This window comes from Aquimarina penaris (assembly GCF_040786285.1).
Classification (GTDB): Bacteria; Bacteroidota; Bacteroidia; order Flavobacteriales; family Flavobacteriaceae; genus Aquimarina.
Genome location: NZ_JBFMKQ010000002.1, coordinates 538,092 through 561,655, shown reverse-complemented (window position 1 = coordinate 561,655; position 23,564 = coordinate 538,092). Strand labels below are relative to the sequence as shown.

The 23,564-nt window shown below is 36.4% G+C and carries 7 protein-coding genes; all 7 read right to left on the bottom strand.

Annotation, left to right across the window (positions count from 1 at the left end; all coding sequences use genetic code 11):
- Nucleotides 1-10: 10 nt before the first annotated feature.
- Nucleotides 11-3,538: a hypothetical protein gene (locus tag ABW637_RS11995; RefSeq protein ID WP_367584936.1), complete on the bottom strand. Its 3,528-nt coding sequence runs from the start codon at nucleotides 3,536-3,538 to the stop codon at nucleotides 11-13.
- Between the two features lie 566 nt (nucleotides 3,539-4,104).
- The gene (locus tag ABW637_RS11990) at nucleotides 4,105-4,965 is read right to left on the bottom strand and encodes a CPBP family intramembrane glutamic endopeptidase (protein WP_367584935.1); all 861 of its coding nucleotides are present in this window, start codon (nucleotides 4,963-4,965) and stop codon (nucleotides 4,105-4,107) included.
- Nucleotides 4,966-5,036: 71 nt separating this feature from the next.
- Nucleotides 5,037-12,116: a DUF6443 domain-containing protein gene (locus tag ABW637_RS11985; protein WP_367584934.1), complete on the bottom strand. Its 7,080-nt coding sequence runs from the start codon at nucleotides 12,114-12,116 to the stop codon at nucleotides 5,037-5,039.
- A 9-nt stretch (nucleotides 12,117-12,125) separates the two neighbouring features.
- Nucleotides 12,126-15,536, bottom strand: a complete 3,411-nt coding sequence (locus ABW637_RS11980) for an RHS repeat domain-containing protein (RefSeq protein WP_367584933.1) — start codon at nucleotides 15,534-15,536, stop codon at nucleotides 12,126-12,128.
- Nucleotides 15,537-15,964: 428 nt separating this feature from the next.
- On the bottom strand, nucleotides 15,965-16,240 hold the full coding sequence (locus ABW637_RS11975) for an HTH domain-containing protein (RefSeq protein WP_367584932.1): 276 nt from the start codon (nucleotides 16,238-16,240) through the stop codon (nucleotides 15,965-15,967).
- Nucleotides 16,241-17,128: 888 nt separating this feature from the next.
- A complete protein-coding gene (locus tag ABW637_RS11970; protein WP_367584931.1) occupies nucleotides 17,129-17,626 on the bottom strand; it encodes a hypothetical protein in 498 nt (165 codons plus the stop codon).
- 1,496 nt (nucleotides 17,627-19,122) lie between these two features.
- Complete coding sequence (locus ABW637_RS11965; RefSeq protein ID WP_367584930.1) at nucleotides 19,123-23,556, bottom strand: RHS repeat-associated core domain-containing protein; 4,434 nt, start codon at nucleotides 23,554-23,556, stop codon at nucleotides 19,123-19,125.
- Between the last annotated feature and the right edge of the window lie 8 nt (nucleotides 23,557-23,564).

Here is a 23,564-nt window from a genome sequence, read left to right as displayed (position 1 = left end):
TCAGTCTTTGTTAGTTTTGGTCTTTGTAGTGGTAGGTGTTCTTGGACAACAGATGCTGGTCCTGATCTTTTACCTCGATTAAACGATTTAGATCATCATACTGGTAATACATCGTATACCCTCTGGCATCAGTCATACTGGTTGCTCCTATCCCAGGATCGTAGGTATAACAATTCATCTCAGAATTCGTAAAAAACGAATGTGTTCTCAACGCATCAAATAAAGTATGCATCTCTGCTTCCTGTGTTTTGGAATTCTCTGTATTAGAAACCGTTTTGATTTGATTGATCAGATCGCTTACCGCGACCGGCATATCGGTATAGGTAGCATTGCTAATTCTGGCAATAGGAATTTGGTTTTTATACCCCCAGATATAAATGGTATGACTCCCTTTGGCCTGAGATACTTCCAGAGGATTACCCTGGGTATCATACCTATGAATAATCATACGATCTTCATAAGGTTCTTCAGTCAGACCACTACCAGCTGGTAAAGCTCCTTTATACGTCTGGATCTTTTTTGGAAGGATTTTATTACCCGCCAATGACGTATAAATTGTCTGTTTCGTGGCCAGTTTCTTACCATTTTTATACTGTTCTGTCTTGATGACTTCTCCTAATCGATTGGCCGCAATCAAATTGTTATTTATTGCACTACCGGAATCTTTAGGATAAAAGAACTTTGTCTTTTGAGATTGTCCATTACTTTGCTGGGTAACAACCTCTCTTAATAGATAGTCAACTGCCGGATCGTACGTATAGTTGGTCGTTTTGACAACTTCCTCTCCATCAAATTTTTCGATGGTGGTCTCTACCGTTGGTGCGGTGATTTCACCTGACACAACAACATTTGTCAATTCTAATTGTGCATAATTATTATATAACACAAAGGCATAAATACTGGACTCTAATTCTGTTTGATCTGCACACATTGAAGTTCCTTGAGTAGGGCTTGTGGGTGTATTAAATAAGTTACAGAATGAAGGTTCCATACGGCCATATCTATATTTTCCATCCCCTTCATTGTATTCTACTCCGACCCGGTGTTGAACCAAATCACTTTTTGTATATACCACCAAATTTCTATTCAAGAAATTCTCTTTCCTTAAGTAGTTATCAGTACTTTTTTCGAGCAATGTATCATTGGTCTTACTAATTACCATTTCATTTGATGTACTTCCTGAAATAGTCCCTCCATAAAAATCACGTTGATAAGGATATCCGTTGCGCGTAATGACTCCCTCTCTCTTAGGGTTGAATGTATATTTTGTGTATCCATTCGCATTTCCTTCATTATCTACTTTATACTCTTTTACACTAGCATAAGTAACTGCCGGCCCTGAAGAAGAGTTTGGAGATGTCGCATTTCTATGCAATTGGGATACCTCCTTACCATACTCCTCAAGACTTTTGTATGTTTTTACTGTTTTAACTTGAGAGAATACTGGTCTATACTGTACAATAGAAGTACTCCTGTTGTCATCGTCTGTGTAACCAAATATGCGAGTACCCGCTAGTTTTCCTTCTGCGGAAAAATCTTTAATGCTGTAAATGCGAGCTCCTGCACCAATAGGTACTGTTCTTCTAACGAGAGTAGAAGTCTCCCTATACATCCAAAGTTGTGAAGTCGCCGTTTGGTCCGCATCACTTAACACCAAGGCTTTATATATTCCTGGCTGCAATACGATGTTTTCAGTAAAATTTGCCTCGGATTTTGTCCAATGATTGGGTTGTGAAATAAAATCACAATAGGTTTTATAAGTATCTTCTCCTGAAAAACCATAGAGCGGCCCCTGGATAATCGCTTGATCCAAATTTCCGAGCTTAGCAATCGAAGCGCTTAAAATATTCGTGCCTTTAATGGTATACCCGTTACTTGAGCTTTCAGGAATCATGAACATTATTACTTTGGCCTTAGGAAATCCGGTTTCTAAAAACACATCATCGCAGATATTACCATCAGCTCTTCTGAACATACTTTCGTCTACCGCATCGTTTGGATAAATGATCGTGTTAAGAAATGTCTCTGTATCATCCTGTAGCACATGAGTATCTGCTTTATGACCTTCATATGTAAAAGTGGTATATCCTTTGGTTGGATATGTTATTTTGTTCAGCAATCCTATTTGCGCATATGAAAAGTTTGGACGTCGGTTTGCTCCCCCAAAATTATTATCATCATGTATATAACTTGGATATAATACAGTATTGCCAAGAGCTCCATTAAAATATCCATATGCATCCTGTGCTAAGGATAATCTTGAAGGGATCTCCTCCGGACTGTTATACTCAAACGCATATTGATTGGCTGTGCTGGTCGTACTCTTTCCTCTAAAAGTTAACTTATCCAGCTTTAAACGTTTGTCAAAAACATTAGTACTGGCTACATCTCCAAAATATGTGTATTCAAAATCTACCTTTTGTATTTGATTACCCAAATAATCTGTGATTTTGATATTGTCTAGCTTCTTTGATCGACCATCAGTATCTGCTCGATCTCCCAACGTATTACTTACAATCACATCATTGTTATACTTGATGCGCGTTAAAAACTGTTGCTTGATCGAATACGGTAAAGAGCCTCCTGAGATTTTTTCCGGATTAGGGTAGTTGGTTTGATTAGGCTTAATTTCATTAACCGCAAACGTAGCATGATAACCTACTGGTTCCTGAATCCAGAAACCAAAAGTGGTATACTCGAATTCGTACACATCCTTTTTGTTTGGAGACTCGATTCTTGTCAATACCCAAGAAGAATGATGTTTATTGATAATACTACCTGTAGATCCTTGATCTACAGGGTCTGCACGCATAATGGTGGATTCTGCAACCTCAAAAAAGTATTTGGCGCCATCTTCTCCGGTAACTACCCAGCTATTAACAGAATTATTGGCGCCATGAGTTTTCTGAACCTTAATTCGGGGGTTATTAACTGTTTTCGGGGTCAGATTATCATGAATATCCAAGGCAATCATTTCATTTAACCCCATGGCATTAAGCCTGTAATAATCGCTTTGGGTATCAATCAAGTTTTTACTTATATCTTCAATAAAAAGAAAGTAATCATGAACTTCTTGCTCCGTATCAAATGCAATAGTATTGACATGTTGCATATAATGTAATGCCTTTGCTCTTATAGCTGGATTGTATAAGGTTTGGTAATTACCCGCGACTTCATAAAAATCATCCGGTAGGCCATTTACATTTCTGGAGATTCTTCCCCCTACATTCAAATTCCATCCCAATCCAACCTGGGTGGCCATTTGGTCTACACGAATACCTGAGGCATCATAAGTAAGAGTGATGGGTAAGCTCATTTCTTTACCCTGATGGGTATAGATAGGTATACTCGTATCGGTGGCACCTGTATATAATCGTACAGGAGTATTCCCATATTTGGTAAAGGCCTCTGCCTCTGGTGAGTTAGGAATCGAGGCTATTCGTTGTAATTCTTTGCTGTAATCAAATCCGGTTCCTTCTTGAGAGAAACCCATAGCAATACAGCATAAAAGTGCCATAGAACAAATAAATTTATTCATAAGTAAATAGTTAGTTTATTAGTATTCAATTTTTCCCAGAGCAGACCTACCGTTAAAATCCTAATTACACAGTAGGACCAATAGGGGTTTTTCTCCTGTTCGTTAACTTTTTAATAACAATCTTAAACATTCCTAAGTATTGTTTTCTTTATTTCTTATGCAATGATAAAACCTACCAGTCTCATTTCTTGCTACTGGGAGATTCTTAAATGTTAAAATTTAAGATTTTAGTCTTCGAGCTAATGAATCTGAAAATTCGAGTGTCTTCTAGATAGACCAAAGTGAAGCAACCTACTACCATAAAAAGGTTACTTCGTCGCATACTCCTGATATAACGTTGTTGTTTGTTGTTATACAGTAACGAAACCGTCCTGTACTCTGAGCATAGAAAACCGTACATGTAATAATGCAGCCAATGATGACGCCTCTATCGATGAATAACGTATTTGTAGTACTTCATAAAACAAAAGGCACAACTATCAAAAAGTTGTGCCTTTATTTGTTTGCTTACTCATATGCAGCACGGATTACAAATCCGAGCTATCGGACTTAAGCCTTTACTAATCTTATTTAACAAATATTGAATATATAGAAGGCTTAACGTTTCCCAATTGATTCAAATATCCTGATTTTGAATTATTTATTTTGATTATTTGATTAAATAACCTAAGCATCAAATAGAAAATTGTGCTAAAACAAATTATAATAATCATCCAATAGAAAAAGCCGAAATCTAATATTTTCAACAATTCCCAATACACATCACGGTTTGCATCAACGATAAACCATATCATATTACTGAAGACATGAAATAATAGACTATATATGAAACCAAATCGAATATATAATAAACAAGAGACAAATCCGAAACCCAAAAAAGTTATTAATATGACACTATTTATCTCATTAAAATTAACATGAATTGATGCAAAAAAGAAACTAGATAAAATTATAGCTATAATCAAATGGCTTCTAGAGAAAAAACCTAACATAATTTTTCTAAAGAGTAATTCTTCAAAAACTGGAGTTAAAATTACTATATTTAAAAAAGTAGCAACTAAACTGAGAAAACTTCTTGACGACATGCCAATTGATTCAGGAATTTCTTTTTTATCTAAAATTAAATCTATTCTCAAAAACGGCTCTTTAATTATAAAAAAAATAATAGCGCAAAAAACTACCATAGGTAAAATTCTAATATTAATATCGATTTTGTTATTATCTACAAAAAAGGTTTTTCTTATGAACCATATTAATATGCTAATAAAAAGCATATTCAATATAGAATCAATAAATAAAAAATAATCTGGATTAATGTTAATGAATTCTTCTCTTAGAAAGATGAATTTCAACAGTTTTTGAAATCCATAATGTAAAGCAAAATATATCACTAAAGTTAAAATGGACTTTAAAAGGCTTTTAATCATATCTAAGCGTTTAATTTAAAGACGATAACCAAATTTAATAAATATAGTATCATAAGAGCTTTGACTTAATATTAGTTATCTATTTCTTTCATTCTGTTCAATCTCTGGTTATTCAAAGCTTTCATGCTATCAACATCCCTCTTTTTCTTCTTGACCATATTGTCAGAGTTCATTTCAATTATTCCATGTCTTAGAGAATTTCCTATTTCACTAAGCGCTCCAGCATAAATAGGATCACCTGGATGACTTTCGTACGCTTTTGCTGACTTGTTCTGTGTATTACGATTAATTGCGGTTTCTTTAACCTTTACCAAAGAATCAATATCTTTGTTTGCCTTATCTATTGATTTTCTAGTATCATTTATATCCCCTGCTAATTCTCTCCGTTCACTTATATTTTCTTGAGCAACAGATTCTTTGTCTAAAACTTTATCAATACTTACGATGTCTCCTTCATTTAAATTTAATTCTTTAAAGCCAGAATCATTAATATCACTTAGGTTTTCAACATTACTAAACTTTGTGGGGTTAGATTCAACTATATCAAAATAATTTGCTTCAACGTTGAATTCTCCTGTTGAATTTAAATCTTCAGCTATTTGACTCGGCCCTTGCCCTGCTTCAACCTCATAAGCTACTATTTTTCCATTTTTATCTTTTATCGGACCTTCTTCAAAACCTAATGGAGCCATTCCATCAGGGTCAATAAAATAAATAGGACTATCAAAAGCATAATTATAGGGACTATGCCTTCTCATCTGCTCTGCCAAAGGATCAAGGTTCGTCCATCTACCCAATGCAGGGTCATAGTTTCTAGCAGTAATATCAATCCACCCCAAACCTAATTCGTCTTGTTCTTCTTTATTACCAAAACCATACGTGTGATTTCTCCCTCGCAAGATATCAGTATACCCCTTATGCGTTAACCCAAAAGGATAGTAATTCTTCTCCTGTACAATCTCACTTTGAGTGATAGCACCGTCCATATTTTTATCAGAATAAGATAACCTCACATTATCCAGATGATCCTTAAAATGATAGACATACTTATACCCATCAGCTTCTTTTTCTACAATCCCTTCTGGATGGTTAAAGAACTCAAGATTGCCATTTTTGTATACATAATTACCAGCATACTCAGTTGTTACAGAACTTCCCTCTGTGACGATCTTTTTCAATTTCGCTCCAGTGGCATCATAAATATAAGAAATAGTTCCTGTTCCTTCGGTATTAGAGATAGCCACTGTTGTTGGTAGATTTAAATGATTATAGGTAATACCCGTGATGCCTTTGTTACGATCGATCGTCATATTACCGTTGGCGTCATAGTCAAAATCATCATTAGTATTGGTACCGTCTTTAAATCCAAAAGTAGCATTACCATCATCAATTACCGTTAAGAGTTTATTTCCATCATCATAATCATAATCTAAGATATCCATATTAGTATAAATTGATACGTTCTGGAAACCATTTCGGGTGAGAGACATAATGTTCCCCATCTTATCATAAGATACATTAGAAAGGTCGTAGTTGCCATCATTACTTAATCCACTGGTAATTCTATTTAATGCATCATAGGTATAGTCATAACTTCTAGTTACATTGTCATTAGCCGTTTGCCAGGTGGTTTTAGAGATATTACCGTTGTATAATGGTATAGTACCTGCATTATAATCAATCCCAAAAGCAAACAGATCATTTCCGAGGGTAGTAATATCGTTGATCCCTTTTAACCAACCACGTACATTGTATTTGTAGTTTACGGTTTGTAATGGAGAGATTGCTTCACTAGCGTTCGCAATGACGGTACCTCCAACTTTTTTACTAATCAATTGTCCTAGTTCATCATAAACATTAGCCGCAATTTGCTCGTTATCCTGGTTATTGATCTTTTGAGTTTGAGAAAGCACTCTACCCATATGATCATACTCAAATTTGTCTACCGTGACAATTGGTGCATTGCTGTCTTTGGTATGCGTGGTTTTGGTTTCGAATACCTTACCTACAAAGTCCAGTTTGGTTTCTACAACATCTGTTGTATTTAAATACCAGTTCTTGCTAGCTGCATAAATGGGCCTTCCTTTCTTGTCATACCATGTTGCTGATTTAATCCATTGATCAGTACCTAAAACCTTTACTAAACTTATGGTAGGTAACGACTTGGTTTGTGTAGATACTTCTTGACCAAAAATGGTAACTGGTGGTGCACTTAATCCCCACAAACTAACCTCGTAATCGTCATAGTAACTGATGGTAAGAACCTCACTATTATCAACATTTACATAACCATTTTTAGTATAATACACTGTGGTGCCACCAATGTTTCTTGCCAAACTGCGCTTTACCCAATGTGCACCATTATGCGCTATAGCCTCGTCTTGTATTGTTTTTCGATCGCGATTATCTGTAATTTTACCGGTATAGGCTACTCTTCCAAAAACATCGTATTTAGTAAACAACCATTCGTTGTTTGCTTTTTGATTAGGGTCTTGAGTGAGTATTGGTTGATCTACTCTATTATATACTATAGACTCCCAAGTGCTCGCGTCTCCCTTACCCGGGATTTTCTTTTCGATTAATCTATTTCTGTAATCGTATCTATACTGATAACACAGTTCGGTAAGCTCATTGTTTGAGACCCCATCTGCTATAGTTACTTTTGGAGGGATTACGTAGGTAAGGTTCCCAAAGTCGTCATATACATAATAGGTATCATGCGCTATATTTTCATTATAAGCTCTTTTTAATACAACTCTACCAAGTTTGTCTTTATACTCCTTAGTTGTATGATCATTTGGATGCGCCTGACTAGACTGCCAGTTCTCATCTTTGGTAATCGTAACGTATAATCGACCTGCAACATAATCGGTAGTACTTTTTACCAACTGTGGTTTTTCGATATCATTATTTTCAAAAGTCACGTAAAAATGGGCTACTTCGCCTGCTGTGTTCGTTTTCCAATCTAATTTAATCGTATGATCTGCATTGCTGTTTGGGTCCGCTTTCCAGGATTTTCCCGGCGCCCCTTGCTTTAACACGCGGTTTAAAGGAGATGGTTCAAAAATACTTTCGCTATAAGCATTGATCTCGTTGAGATCTGTAATGCCAGGAAAATCCTCTGGATACGTATTCTTATAATACCCATTAATTTGGTTCTCGACATCAACAGCTTGATAACTCCCGTAAGCTTTATCATACTCAAAGGGCAAGTATTCTTTGCCTTGTCTGCCGTATTCATCATACGCTATATGAACTGTTATATCTTTTTCATCTTTTGACGCTCTGATTGCGTTCTGTTGCATAGGTCTTCCGATACCATCAAAATAGGTAATACTTTCTATCACATCTTTGTTATACTGTATCTGTTGTGTTGAAGTCACAGGTTTTTGAAACGATTGCGTGAAGATGTAATTTTCATTAGAAAAAACAACCTCATCATAAGAAGCATAGACACACCCTTGCTTTTCGCCATATTCTGCCGGGCATCTGTCATTGTTGTTCGACACATATCCGGTGGGTTGCGTACAATCCATTTGCATATCTGCAGGATGACCAAACCCATCTTGATCGGTATCTCCATACCAGGGTGTAGGTTGGATAACAGTGTAGTCGATTCTCCTGGCATCACCCCAACATCCGCCTATACTTAATCCTCTTAAATAGTGCGTTCCCGTACTGTTTTGTGTAATCGATGCTAAAGAATTTGCAGTGCTAACTCCAGAAGCATCACTTTGCCAGTACCAGCTAATCCCAGCTGGGGGATTTGTTCTGGTAAGTACCGTATTCCCACAATTCTCTTGTATGTTTGGTAACGGAGGAGTAGACGGTATAATATTAACAGTATAGTTAATCGTCAAGGTTTCGCTCCAACAACCTGAACTCGTACTTTTAGCACGTAAGTAATGTGTATTCCCGTTAGTAAGCGTAAGTGTCTGGCTGGAGTTTTCTGTACTTGTACCTGTAGCAGTGGTTTGCCAATACCATGTAGATATATCTAATACGTGTAACCCTTGAGCTAACACCGTATTTCCACAGTTATTGGTGATATATGCTAAGTGAGGTTTATTAGGCACCTCCTTAATACTATAACCAAAAGTTCGTGCACTACTCCAGCATCCCGTAGTATTATCTCGGGCACGTAAATAGTACGTACTGCCACTAGTTCTTGTAACTGTGTTTTCAGAATTTGCTGTACTGGTTCCCGTTTCTGTATCCTGCCAGTACCACGTAATACCGCTAGGTGGAGTTGTACGGGTTAAGGTACTGCTACCACAATTGTTAGTCACTAAAGGAGCTGCTGGTACTCCCGGAACAGCCTTGATACTGTAATTAATGGTCAACGTCTCACTCCAGCATCCTGTGGTATTATTTTTTGCCCTTAGATAATATACATCTCCACTGGTTTTAGTTACAGTTTTAGCAACACTCCCAGTTGGTTCAGGTATAACTGGATTACTCTGCCAGTACCAAGTCACCCCGCTTGGTGGATCGTTTCGTGAAATTACAGTTCTTCCGCATAGATTATTTACACTACTCAGAGTTGGTTTGGCTGGAACCGATTTAATACTATAATTCACAGTACGCGGACTACTCCAACACCCTGTGCTATTGTTTCTGGCACGCAAGTAATATGTACTACCACTAGTTAGTGTAATCGAACTTGAAGAATTTGCCGTATTAGTACCATCAGAGGTACTTAGCCAATACCAAGTAATGCCACTAGGTGGGTTGCTTCTGGTTAGTCTACTATTTCCACAATTATTGACTACTGAAGGCGCCGATGGTACTGTGGGAACTACTTTAATACTATAGTTTATCGTTCGTGCGCTGCTCCAACATCCGGTGGTATTATTTCTTGCTCGCAGATAATAGGTGTTCCCGCTAGTTCGGGTTACCGTTGCTGTCGAGTTCGAAGTGCTCGTTCCTGTTGAACTATTTTGCCAGTACCAGGTGATTCCACTAGGTGGATTGTTTCTTGTTAATTTACTATTTCCGCAATTATTAACTACAGAAGCAGTTGGTACTGCTGGTAAGGCTTTGATAGTATAGTTAATGGTTAATACATCACTCCAACAACCAGAACTATTCCTTTTTGCACGTAAGTAATAGGTAGTACCGCTAGTTCTGGTAATACTTTGCGCAGAATTTTCCGTACTTGTACCTGTAGCACTTGTTTGCCAATACCAAGTTTCTAAATCTAAAACATGTAAGCCTTGTTTTAACGTTGTGCTTCCACAATTATTAGTTATTAGAACAGTAGGCTTACTAGGTATTGTTTTTATACTATAGGACACTGTGCGGGTAGTACTCCAACATCCCGTAGTATTATCTCGAGCTCTTAAATAATATCTACTCCCACTGGTTCGAGTAACCGAAGTTGCAGAATATGCAGTACTCGCACCAGATTCGCTACTTTGCCAGTACCATGTAACTCCGCTAGGGGGGGTTCCTCGGGTTAATGTACTGCTACCACAATTATTTGATACAGAAGGCGCATTAGGCATCGCAGGTTTATACTTAATACTATAATTAATCGTTAACACGGCACTCCAACACCCTGTGGTGTTGTTTTTGGCTCTAAGATAATATACATTTCCACTGGATTTGGTTACGGTTTTAGCAACACTCCCAGTTGGTTCGGGTATGGTTGGATTACTCTGCCAGTACCAGGTTACCCCACTAGGTGGGTCATTTCGTGTGATTACTGTTCTACCGCATTGATTAATCACACTGCTAAGTGTTGGTTTAGCAGGAACCGATTTAATACTATAATTCACGGTACGCGCACTACTCCAACATCCCGTACTATTATTTCTGGCACGTAAATAATATGTACTACCACTAGTTACTGTTAAGGTAGTTGAAGCATTAGCTGTGTTTGTACCACCAGACGTACTTTGCCAATACCATGTAATGCCACTAGGCGGATTGTTTCTGGTTAACCTGCTATTTCCACAGTTATTGACTACCGATGATGCAGAAGGCATTGCTGGAAGAGCTTTGATACTATAGTTTAAGGTACGTACTCCACTCCAACATCCACTAGTATTATTTCTGGCTCGCAGATAGTAGGTACTTCCACTGGTTCGGGTAATTGTCTTTGCAGAATTTGAAGTACTTGTCCCCCCTGATGAACTTTGCCAATACCAAGTAATCCCATTGGGTGGATTGTTTCTGGTTAGTTTACTATTTCCGCAATTGTTAGCCACTGTTGCAGTGGGTACTGTAGGTATGGTTTTAACAGTATAGTTTATGGTTAAGGCATCACTCCAACAACCGTTACTATTACTTTTTGCACGCAGGTAATATCTAGTACCACTAGTTCTTGTAATGCTTTGCGCAGAATTTGAAGTACTTGTCCCCGTAGCACTTGTTTGCCAGTACCAGGTTTCTAAATCTAAAACATGTATGCCTTGTTTTAATGTTGTGCTTCCACAATTATTAGTTATCAGAACAGTAGGCTTATCCGGTTTTGATTTTATACTATACGATACAGTTCGGGTAGTACTCCAACATCCATTTGAGTTGTTACGAGCCCTTAGGTAATATCTATTCCCACTGGTTCTTGTTATGCTTTGCACAGAATTTGCTGTACTCGCACCGGATTCGGTACTTTGCCAATACCAAGTGATACCACTAGGTGGGTTGCCCCTGGTTAATGTAGTTCTTCCGCAATTATCCGATCTTGCAGGTGCATCAGGTGTTGCTGGTTTATACTTAATCGTATAATTTATCTCTAAAGCCTGGCTCCATTGTTTAGTACTATTATTTTGAGCGATTAAATAATATGTAGTTCCCGAATGTCGATATACACTTTTTGCTACGCTAAGTGAACCCGGTTGAAAGGGAAATCGTATACTATTCCAATACCAGGTTATCCCGGCTGGAGGATCATTTCTTACCAGTTTAGTTCTTCCGCATTCATTGACAATACTTTGAAGTGTAGGTCTTGGTACTATCAGGTTTGCATTTTCATCATTATTGGTTTTATCATCATTGTCATGATTGACCTCACCCAAGTATTCAAGGGTCTTGTTATCCGTATCCTCAAAAAAACATGAAACATTTAGATTAAATCCTGGTAATCGATCTTTAGCCATACCTAACAATGGTAAGCAAAGTATACTGTATATAATATATTTTCTCATGTCGACTGGTTAGTTTTTGTAGTGGTATTTATTTCTGGAAACAAGATTTCCTTCGGCATCCTTCACATATTCAAGACGTTGAAAATCATCGTACTCATAACTGGTAGTATATCCCTTAGGGTCAGTTATTGTAGTAACCCCTACTTCTGGTTCATAGGTATAGGTAGTAACCATTGCTTCTGGCAAACTAGTTCTTAAGTTATTCAGAGTAGCTAAGTTTGTTTCATTAAAAGCTAGTAATGCTTCTTCGGTTATACCTAGAGCAGAAATTATTTTAGCATATGAAGCATTTTCGATTTTGGCGATTGGATATTGATTATTATACCCCCATACAATGCTGATATATCTATTATTAGCATCGTTTGTGGTTTCATTATCCTTCGAAACCAAATGATATTCGAGGATATTCCCTTGTACATCATATCGATCAATGTGCAACCTCGGTTCTAATGCATTATTTCCTTTAGAAGATAACTTCGCTTTTGGTTTGAATAGCGTTCCACCTAAATTATAGAATTCCGTTTTTGTTGATGACAATACTGTGGCATCTACTTTAGAGGTATTCTTTACCGGATAGGCAATTGTATTTTTATTTACCATCTCATTGTATACCGGCTCATTTATATCATAAGGATATTGTTTTTCAGAACTATACACCTTCCCATTACTATCTTCAACTTCAGTTTTAGATAATTGATCATAAGAATCATATGTATTCGTCTCTAGCGATTTTAGCTGTTCGGGATAATATTGAGTGGTTTCTTTTGTTTTTGGTAAAAACAGATTATCATATTCTTTATACATTTTGAATATAAAATAATCATTTAGATAGACTCCACTATTAACAATCCCTTCTCTTTTTATCCTATAACCTATTTTTAAACTCGGCGGATGCAAAGGATTGTAATCATTTCCTTCTTGATCAATTAATCCTCTAACATGCTTATAAGTTTGATAAGTTGATGTTATCTTTTGAATGATTGAATCGGGTTTTTTAAACTTATAGGTAGTTGTTTCGTTGAGTCTTCCCATATCTTTATCAACTCCATTGGGTACTACAGGATATCCTTGTTGATATGCATATATTGGATACTCAAAAGAGGTATTTGTATATCCTTTGGTATAATAATGCTCCTTTCTTGCGTAAGGATCAGAAATCACTCGAAACACTTTAGTCCCATCGTAATTTAATGCGATCAAAGGGTTTGGTGTATAACTAGGTATGCTTTTAGTATATCGCTCTTCATATTCTTTAACTTGAGTATAATAAACAGGTACTCCTTGATTTAGGTTAACAGGATTATAAGATTTATAACTAAAATTGGCTCGAGGAAAACGATAAGTCAAATAATTAATCCCATTTACACAAGTATATTCTACGGTATAATCTCTTCGGGAAATACCTTTTTGTAATTCCTTCCCTCTTGAAAATCCATCTATATCATTATAGTTGAAGTATTTCTTTTTAAGTAATTGTGCATTAGGGTTATACTCTTTGATACTTTTTACTCGTATACCTCCAACGTTGGTATTTACATAAAGAGGTTGATCCCCTTGATTTTCCGGTAATTTATGAAACTTAACACTAATGTATCCGTGTACGTCCTTATTCCTATTATTTCGGGTAAAGAGTTTGAACTCATACTTACCCTTAGGTATAATGATGTAACCACCACTCGTTCCACTTAATGTTTCAGAGTCTCCTTGATAACCATCATCCAATGCATCACCCAAAGCAGGGCAAAATATAGGAATCTCAACATTTTCCACTTCTCGGTAATATTGGGCTACTATTGGGTAATCTCCACCAAAATTATATTGATGATAGACAGTGCAAGGATCATCTAATCTATTGATTGATGCCTCAATAGTGCCATTTTGATTGGAAGTAATGCGATGGGCAATACTGGCATATACATCGGTTTTAAATGTATAAATCACGCTACGCTCTTTATAATCATTTCCTGTAGTGGTAAATACATTATCCGATTTTAGTTTTACCAAGATTTCCCTGTTCGGAAGTAGAGCTTGCTCTGTATCTCTTGCAACATAGTTGGTTTTAATTTGGTTCGCCTCGTAATCTATTATAGAATATCCACCAGTTGGGTATATTATTTTGGTTAAGGCACCTATTTTAGCTTTATCAGGATTTGGGGTTTTATTTGCACTATACTGAGTATATGGCATATTAATCGCAAAGGTATTAGCTACACCATTGAAAAAACCCCATCTATCTTGTGCATAAGGCCTAGCATTTATTGAAGCTTTGTAATCCGGTATATTATCTTTTTTATAATAATCAAATGTATAGAATGGCTGATTGTTTTTTGTGATACTAGTTAATACGTCTCTCGCTCCATAGTAATCAAAACCATAACTAGCTATCGTATTGTTTTGGGAATTGTTAATTACAATAGCATTATATCTCTTACGATCGCTATTAATATCGACGGGCATGAATATATTTCCATTAGAAGATAAAATACCGCCTAATAGTTTACGCTTGATTAATGTTTTAGAAAACCCTTCGGTATAGTCTAAAAGACCAGGGCCACCAGCACATTGTATATTTGGAACGTTATAACTAAAAAATCCTGAGGCATAAAAGTCAAGACTCTCATAGAAATCATCTACATAACTAAAAGAGATTTCTTCGGTATTAGGAAAAATCACTTTGGATAACATCCAGCTTGATGTATATCCGGTAAATGAATCATTAAATATAACAGAATTACCAACAGGCTCGTTACGCTCTTTAACATCAAAAATATAGGTGTATCCTTTATCATCTATAAGTGTAAATTTATCTATTTGATGTATATAGCCGGTTAACCAAGTAATCGATACTTTGAAGTTATGCTTAGAAAGATAAACCGGGTTTTTGTCTTTATCTATTTTAAAGGAAAAATTAATCCCATTAATACTCAAGGTAAATTTATCGGCTTCAGAATCCATTCGGCCAGATAACATTTGGTCAATTGTACTTTCGGTGATTTCGCCATTATCAAAATAAGGTTTTAAATGAGTGAATCTAATATTTTGAGCACCATAATACCCCTTAGGATGTTCGTCGGGTAATCCGCGAACTTCTCTCACTACAGTTCCTCCTGCAGAAAGATTCCAACTCATTCCACTTAGGGACGGTTTATCTTCTAAAATCAAACCGCCATAGCTATAATTCAGAGTGATTGGCCAGGAATATCCATTTACCTTAAGGGTATGCAATGGTATTTGATAATTCATTTGCCCTGCACTTAAGTTTACAGGAACATTACCAAATACTCCCAGCTTTGCAGCTTCGGGAGAAGTTGGATAAGGAATCAGATCAGTTTCTAAGCCAGATCCGGGATCACCGCTATCTGATTGCCCAAAAGTGTATGCCGCAATCAATACTGCTACAATAAGGAGTTTTTTCTTCATAAGAGTAATTTCAATAAGACTGATTAGTGTTTTAAAAATGGCAAACCTAGTTTTTAAAGCCCACTCAACCAATAGACTTTATGGTAGGTTTCTTCCAGTTATTAACATTTCGTTAAGTAGCCAAAAACGTGGATTAACTACTTAAAAAAGGTTCTTCTTTAGAATAGCCCAATTTTCTTTTAAACCACAATAGTACAACCTAGCAGTTTCATTTTTTGAGACTGGGAGATTTTTTAATAATTTGCACTATAATGCAGTAATTGGATTCTTAACTCTTTACTAAAAAAGTCACTTTGAAGTGACTTTTTTAGTATTCTTGCTCATACAAAAACGAACTATTCCATTAGATCTAGATTACTTTATTTACTCGTTTTTTAAAGCAGAAACCTCTTTTCTAAGCTCTCGATATTTTGATTATTAGATTATGATCAAAAGAACTTATTTAGAATTCGTGGATTGTGTGACAATTCTTTTTCATAAAACCCAAACTTAAACCCTACTGATTCTCTATACACAAAGCTTCGAAGTGTTATATCATACTCAAGAGGAGCATTAAGTTCTTTCATAGTCTTGATAGTACGATAAAGTGTTGCTTTTGATATCCCCAATCGTTGAGCAAAATCTTCAGGCTCACCGGTTGCCTGTAAACGAACAAGTTGATCAATTCGCTCCATAAGCTTGATGTATTGAATGATTGTTTTCATAAGAATTGATTTGAGTTGTTATTCCCCATAAATAAAATTTGTATGAATTCGATTTGAACCAAAATTCAATCTTCTCTTTTTTTGCAAAAAGAGTAATTTCTCACCTTAAATCACATGCTAATTCCCCCTCAGCTTGTGATGTTGTAATTATAAAATCAATACGATTTTAGAGCTTGCAAGATATTGGTTTATACAAAGAATTACGCATGTTTATTCCCCGTTTTCACGGAAAACAGGTGATGCTTTTCGCTTAACTTCCTCAGGCTATGAAAGGCCTAAGGCCGGGTTATATAAATTTAAACTTCGAATGAATTAGGATAGTTTTTTAGAATATGATATGTACAAAAAAGACAACTATATTGGTAAAAAGACGTAACTGTTTTACTATTTCTTACTCTTATCTATGTACATTTTGATATGAAGCTCTCGTATTGAACTGCAGTAAAACTTTAACGATACATAAAATGTTCTTAATAGTACTTGATTATTAATGTGGTAGTAAAAATTCGAGTCTTTACTTTATTTTCCTTTTTGCCACTATGCAATAATAAGGTGTGCCAGTCTCATTTGATGATACTGGTATTTTTTTCTGAGTTAGGTGTTGGGTGTCAGAAGTCGGGAGTTAGGAGTTAGGAGTTAGGATTAATGTAAAATATGTAAACTTTTTTAGGACGATACTCTTTAACGGCACCCGTCACAGACGAGCGCTAGCGGTGGGAAACGAAACTTAAAATGATGATCAAAAGATAGAGTTCAATAGTAGAAAGTCACGTCAATTTGAGTGTTTTTGCATTAGCAAAAATGTATCGACACTTCGACAAGCTCAGTGTGACAAGCTCAGTGTGACAGCTTAAAATGACAAGTGACTTTCTACTATTACACTTACATTTAATTCAGATTCTCGGTAATCTCATTATCTGTATCCCCGTTAGTATTATTTACACTTTGCGAGAAACGAGTTTTTAATAATTCGTAGGAGCTTTGTGCGCCCTCGATTGGCATTTTACGCCCCGCATCGGCTAACCGATATACAGTTAGTGCTGTTTTGTAGGCCTCACTCCCCGCTATGATCTGAGTATCCTTAAGCTGTCGTAATAGTCCTTCTAATTCTAATACTACAGGATCCAACTGCTCAAAAAGCGTAAGGTCTTTTCGGGCTTCTACAGGGGTAAGCGCCTCGGGTACCCACTTTGGTTTTGATTCTAATACATGAATGCTATCTTCGGTAAAGATCTTATTAGAGCCATTAATTTTTGGTAAATTTTTACGCTCTAGCGGAGTTAAGTTTTGCAAAAAACCAAGCGTTTCTTTTAAAGTCGAAATACTATGATTTATCGCCTTTACTTCTTTTACTTCTAGCACTTTACTAATTCTGTTGTCGTTCATTTTTTGGTTTTAAAAGATTCATATTTGTTTTAACGACCACAAAACTATCACCAAGAATCTTTTCTTTTTTATGGAAACCCGTATACTAGATTTTTTTATTAATCTACAACCAATATCTACCAGATATACAATGATTTAGAACCCTATGTTTTTTGGTATTTTTTTAAAAATGAAGTGTTTAGTAAAAAATGTTTGTTGAAAAGTAGTGTTGGGTTTCAGGTTTCTGGTGCTGGGTGTTAGCGAAAATTTCATCTCGATACTAATCTGCTCTACGAAGTTTGCAACTTCGTTGTTTCTTTAGCTCTGCGAAGTTTGCAACTTTGCAGACACACAATAAAAAACAACAGTACTAAAAAAGTAGTACAGTTTTATCTTTTATTTCTTGCTCACTGTACCGCTACGAAGTCACAGACATTCGCAGAGCCTAAACTTCGTAGAGCGGCTATCAATACATTTACCATTCCTTATAAACGTAATAAGTAAATCCAGTCAAAAAAACAGATAATATTATATATACATAAACAAGAAATGATTTCTTTCCTAAACTATATCCTTCTTCTTGTAAAATACGTCTCCCAGTTTTTCTAGTCTGAAAATAATAATAATTTAATATGTATAAAATAATCTGTAGAACGATATATAATTCATGAACCTTATAATCAAATTTTATCCTTAACAAAATTAATAATAGATGAAATAATGCTAATATATTGTTTGCTTGACAGAATGAAATAAACCCTAAAACAGGTATTTCAGGAGTTGCATTTGCTTTACTGCTGCTATTATATAAATCGTAATAAATAAACTTAAAAAACTTCATCATTTCTAATCTAAAACTGCGCTTTTAATAAATCAATTCCCCCCTGCCACCAGTATATCACTAGTGCGCTACGCAACTTTATGTTGGTATACTATAAAAACAGCTATACGTCACAAAAACGTATAGCTGTTTGCTTTATTTCTTACTCTTATTGCCAATCTTTGACGCCACTAGAGAAACTCTAGCGGTAGCGGGGCCACTAGAGACACTCTAGCGGGAACGGGGAGCCGCGAAGTCACAGACATTCGTAGTGCGCACACTTAGGAGAGGGGGTGCCATCGGTACTTTTTTTAGGACGAGACAGGGTCTGATAATTTAAAAGAGTTTGTATAATACGATTTTCTTTCCCCTTGAATTAAAACATCAACTCTAAAGAGTTTGGGAAAAAACATTTTCTCTACTTCGAGAATTTTTACTTTTTGACGCTTTCTTTTCAAACCCAATAGTTGGACTATAAAATAATCTCCATTTGAATCAACAAAAAAACCTCTATAATAGTAATTTTTAAGATAAGTAACCAAACCATAAATAATCAATATCCCAAATCCAATAATTGAGAAATAACCTATATTACTTATGTTAAAAAGAATAACTGTGACAAAAATTATAATAACTATAACTTCAAAAAGTAAAATACTTTTCATCCTCCCATATGATGATATAGATTTCATTTTAATTAATTTTCTATTAATAATCCAACCCTTAACGTTCCTTCAATACCATACCACACACCAAATCCTGGTGTGATATCTAAGCCTAAAAATGTAGAATGATGGTTACCGTGTTCATCAGCATCAATACTATATAAATATTCAGAGGTCATAACCTGATAGGCGGCAGCAGCTCCGACTTGTACATTTCCATCTGGATTATCAATTATTGATACACTTCCACCTCCAGCTGCTCCTAAACCGATCGTAAATTCTTTATCATGGTTTTCTACACCTCTAGTAATTTTTCCTCCATCCCTATTCGTATATGTAGCAGAGAAAGGAATTTCTTTATCGGTTGCTATCTCAATAGCATAGGCTTTAGTTAACTTAACTTCCAATGGAGCTCCTTGCATCGTATTAAAACCTATTTCAATATACCCAAATTGTTCCCATAATTTTGCAAAACCATATCCACGATAAAAAGCTCTTTGTAAACCCTCTTTCAACGAATTATTGTTCAGTGATTGACCATTAAGAACAATCTCCCCAAGATCTTGTATTCCATTTGTAAAATTAAACTCATCATTCACAAAGCCATCTTCACCAAGTAGTGTATGAGAACCAGGAGGTAAATCACCTCCATTACATGGTGGATTAGGGCACGCAGCCCCTCCATCTGGATCGACCATAGTAATAGGATTATTTCCCATACCTAAATACGGCGAGTTATATTGCCCCGCAGGATCCGTAGTCAACCAACGTCCAATCCTTGCATCCCAAAGTCGTAGTTCAAACGCTTCCTTCCCGGTCCCGGGATCTTTTTCTTGTCCCTGATAGGTATATCGGTACCCTTCGGCTCCGCTCAGGGTACGATTGGGCATTGGCATCCCAAAGGGGTAATAATCGGTTGCTGTAGTCATGGCCATGGCTTGCCCGCTTGGGCTTCTGCCTATTACAGCACGTACATTACCTAAATGATCGGTTAATTGGTATAGATGGGTGCCATCGGGTTTTCTTACTCCTAATCTACTGGCTCCATATATGGTATTTTCGATCACCTGCCCATCGCGATAAATCGCCATAGCTGTACCTGCGGCATCACGCACATAATGTTCGGTATAGGTTAGACTACTAGTAGTGGGGTTATAGGATTCTTTGCGTACTCTATGCCCCTTATCGTTGTAAAAGAACTTCACCAAAGGTATATTATCTTTATGCACCTCGGTCACCAATCCACTGGCGTTATAAATATAGGTAATATTTTCGGCATTGTTTTTTACTAATTGCCCAATACTATTATACTCATAATTATCGCCATTTTGATCCCCAATATCATCGGCCCCGGCTACATCGCCTGCGGCATCATCTACACGTAACAACTGGTTGGGTTTATCGGTTTTATAGGTATATGATAATTGATCCATGGCGTTGCTACCATTCTCGGTATGCTTATTACGATCTAGAGATTGGATATTACCATTGGCGTCATAGGTGATATTGCCTACTTTGTAGTCGCCGTTAGGATTATTAGCCAATGAACCGGCATTTATATCATGTACGGCCGGGTTACCCCCATCGATTTTACCAGAAAAGTCACTCCCTTCTTTTGCATGAAAGCCTGGTTTCATAGTAATGCTTCTATTGGCTTTATAATTTTGGGTACCGCCAGAGTTTACAACATCTGTACTAATAATATAATCTTGCTCAGCATTACCACCCCCTCCACCTTCCGAGATTTTAGGGATACTAGTATAATCGCCTGTAAAATTACCATAGGTTGCTCCTTGCAACCAGTTTTTACGATTATACAAATAACTATAGGTATGCTCCTTATCCGGGATCGGATTATAATCAGAACTCCAACGAATCCCTTTGATATTACCGTTGTACTGGTTAGTACCATACTCTGCACTTTTAATATTGCGTAGCGGTCGATTGTAATCGTAATTATGATAATCGATCATCATCCCAAACAGGTCATTAGCATCTCCTCCCGGGTCATTAGTACTTGCCAAACTTGGATGGTTGATACTCTTTAAAGCACCTTGCAAATTGTACACATAGTCTAGCCCTTGCAAGCCCTGTGCAATATTGATACGTTTTAACGCCCCTGTTTCGTAATACTCATAGCTAGCATGCTCGGTAAATACAACATCATCGGTAGACGTCTCCACTTTTACTAAACTATAATCTACAGAGTCATATGTATATTTATGGATAAATTGCTCTACTGTATTGCCTTTTTGATAGTATACTTTAGTGACCTGGCTGGTAATTGGGTCATATACATAATCAATGGTTTTTACACCAGTTAACCCATTAATCTGTTGTACGATCCATTGTACTCTGCCATAGATATCATAACTGTACCAAGTAGTTGTAGTTTCTGGATTTGTAGTATAGGTTTTGGCCACATTACCCGAAACAAAAGATTGCGCTGCATAGTTACTCTTTCTGGCATCACTGCCAAAAGCTGTTGCTAGCTCATAATTATCATGAAAATCATACTGTGTGATATGGCGTTCTTTGGTCGTTCCTAAGGGTAAGGCTGCATCTGGATCGGCGGTAGCAAAATCAGTGCTTTCTATCACACCACTTTCGATAGGACGGCCTAAATCATCATAATTGGTGTACGAGAACTCTCCTGCTAATGCCTGCTTACTATTTTGCGAAAAGCGAATCTGCCCATCTTTGCGATATTTAAATTTAGCTTCTCCCTCATCAGGGCTTGTTGTGGTTTCTAATTGCCCTAATGAGTTATAATCAAATGTACTCTCTAGCTTATTAAGTGGTTGTTTAGAGCTTAACAAACGCCCTGTTTTGTCATAGTAGTTAAGGCTGTAGTCGTAGTAATTTTCGGGATAGGTAATTAATATTACATCACTTGGGTAATAAAAACTTAAATCCCTTACAGCAACTCGATAAAACCCTGGAGGCAGACTGCCTGCCACAGTAGTTACTTTTTGCTCGGTAATTAAGTTATAAATATCCAAAGTTACCTTAGCAATCCCTTTATCAATAGTTATCCCTTGAGTACCTTTTGGAATATGTATATCCACAAAACCTTGTCTACCCATCCTTATTTGTGATGTGCGGTTTATAGTATTTCCCTCTTCATTACCACTACGAGCAGCAGCCAGGGTATGACCATCGGTATTGGTAAACACTACATTTTCTACCCCATGTACATCGCGGGATACTGTTTTGATCACCTTATAATTAGTATACTTGGCATCTCCAAAGGCAGCAACACTAGACAATTCTTGCCCAGCTGGCATAGAAAACGAATAGCCGTTTTTCCACTCATCGTTGATTTTGTTACCGCCTATGGTTTTTAATACTATCCCAGGATTTAACGTACTATAGATTGTACGAGTATATGGCCTGGCTGTTACGTCTTGGTATGGTTCGTTACTATTTTTAGTACTATAATACCATCCCAAGGTGTTTTCTTGTGTACCAATTAATGAAGGATCTTCTGGTTTTCTTTCAAAATCAGATGTATTAAAAATAGTACCATCAGAATTTCTTACAAAATCATATCTATAAAAAAAGTCTGTAGAAATCTCTTTATTAGTGGGTGCTGACAATGTTTGTAATGCCGAACGTCCTTGGTTATCATATAAGGTTTGTGAAGCCCATGTATCTTTAGTTTTCATGTCTATGGTTTGGGTTTGGGTTGTTCTCCCCAAATCGTCATAGTAATGTATAGAAGATGCTATTTTAGTACCATTAGGAGCAAAATTATCAGTAGCCACCCAATTATGGTTATCATTATCAAAAGAAGCCATCTTTTTTTGTATAACCGTATAGAACAGCAAACCATCACTAAAGTACTCTCCTGTAGAAAGCCTTCTAATAGTTAACCTAATTTCTCGATCGGCACCTGTATAATTTGGTAACACCGTTAACTGTAATCCTGAAATATCTAATTTTACATTAGAAATCCATGAGGGTAAGTTTTCTACTTCATACTCATTAGTACAACCTACTTGTCCTATTTTTGAAGAAATTTCGGCGTTTAGTTTATACTTCCCTCCAAGACCAGAAATAGTTGTATCAGTAATAAAAGGCATGGCACATCTATTAGGAGCCTCTTGAATAATTCTAAGAACCTTAGTACCTTGACCGCCGTTGGTATTTTTTCTTACTGCAGTAATCACAGCCTCTCTAGGAATATCTGTTGCATTAGCAGCTACTGTAAAATTAAGTTGTCCAGCATCATTTCCAGTAATACTGGTAATCCAACTAGGTACATCTTGAAATAAGATTGTTTCACTGCATCCAGGTTGATAGATCTTCGCTATAACAAAATTCTTGCTATAGGACTTTGCAATCGAAGGGACATAAACACTTGTATAACTAGGCAATAAACATTGAGCGTTAACTAAATTACTTATTAAAAGTAAAAATGATAACAATAACTGAAATTTATATTTTTTAATTATTTGAGTCATGACAGATA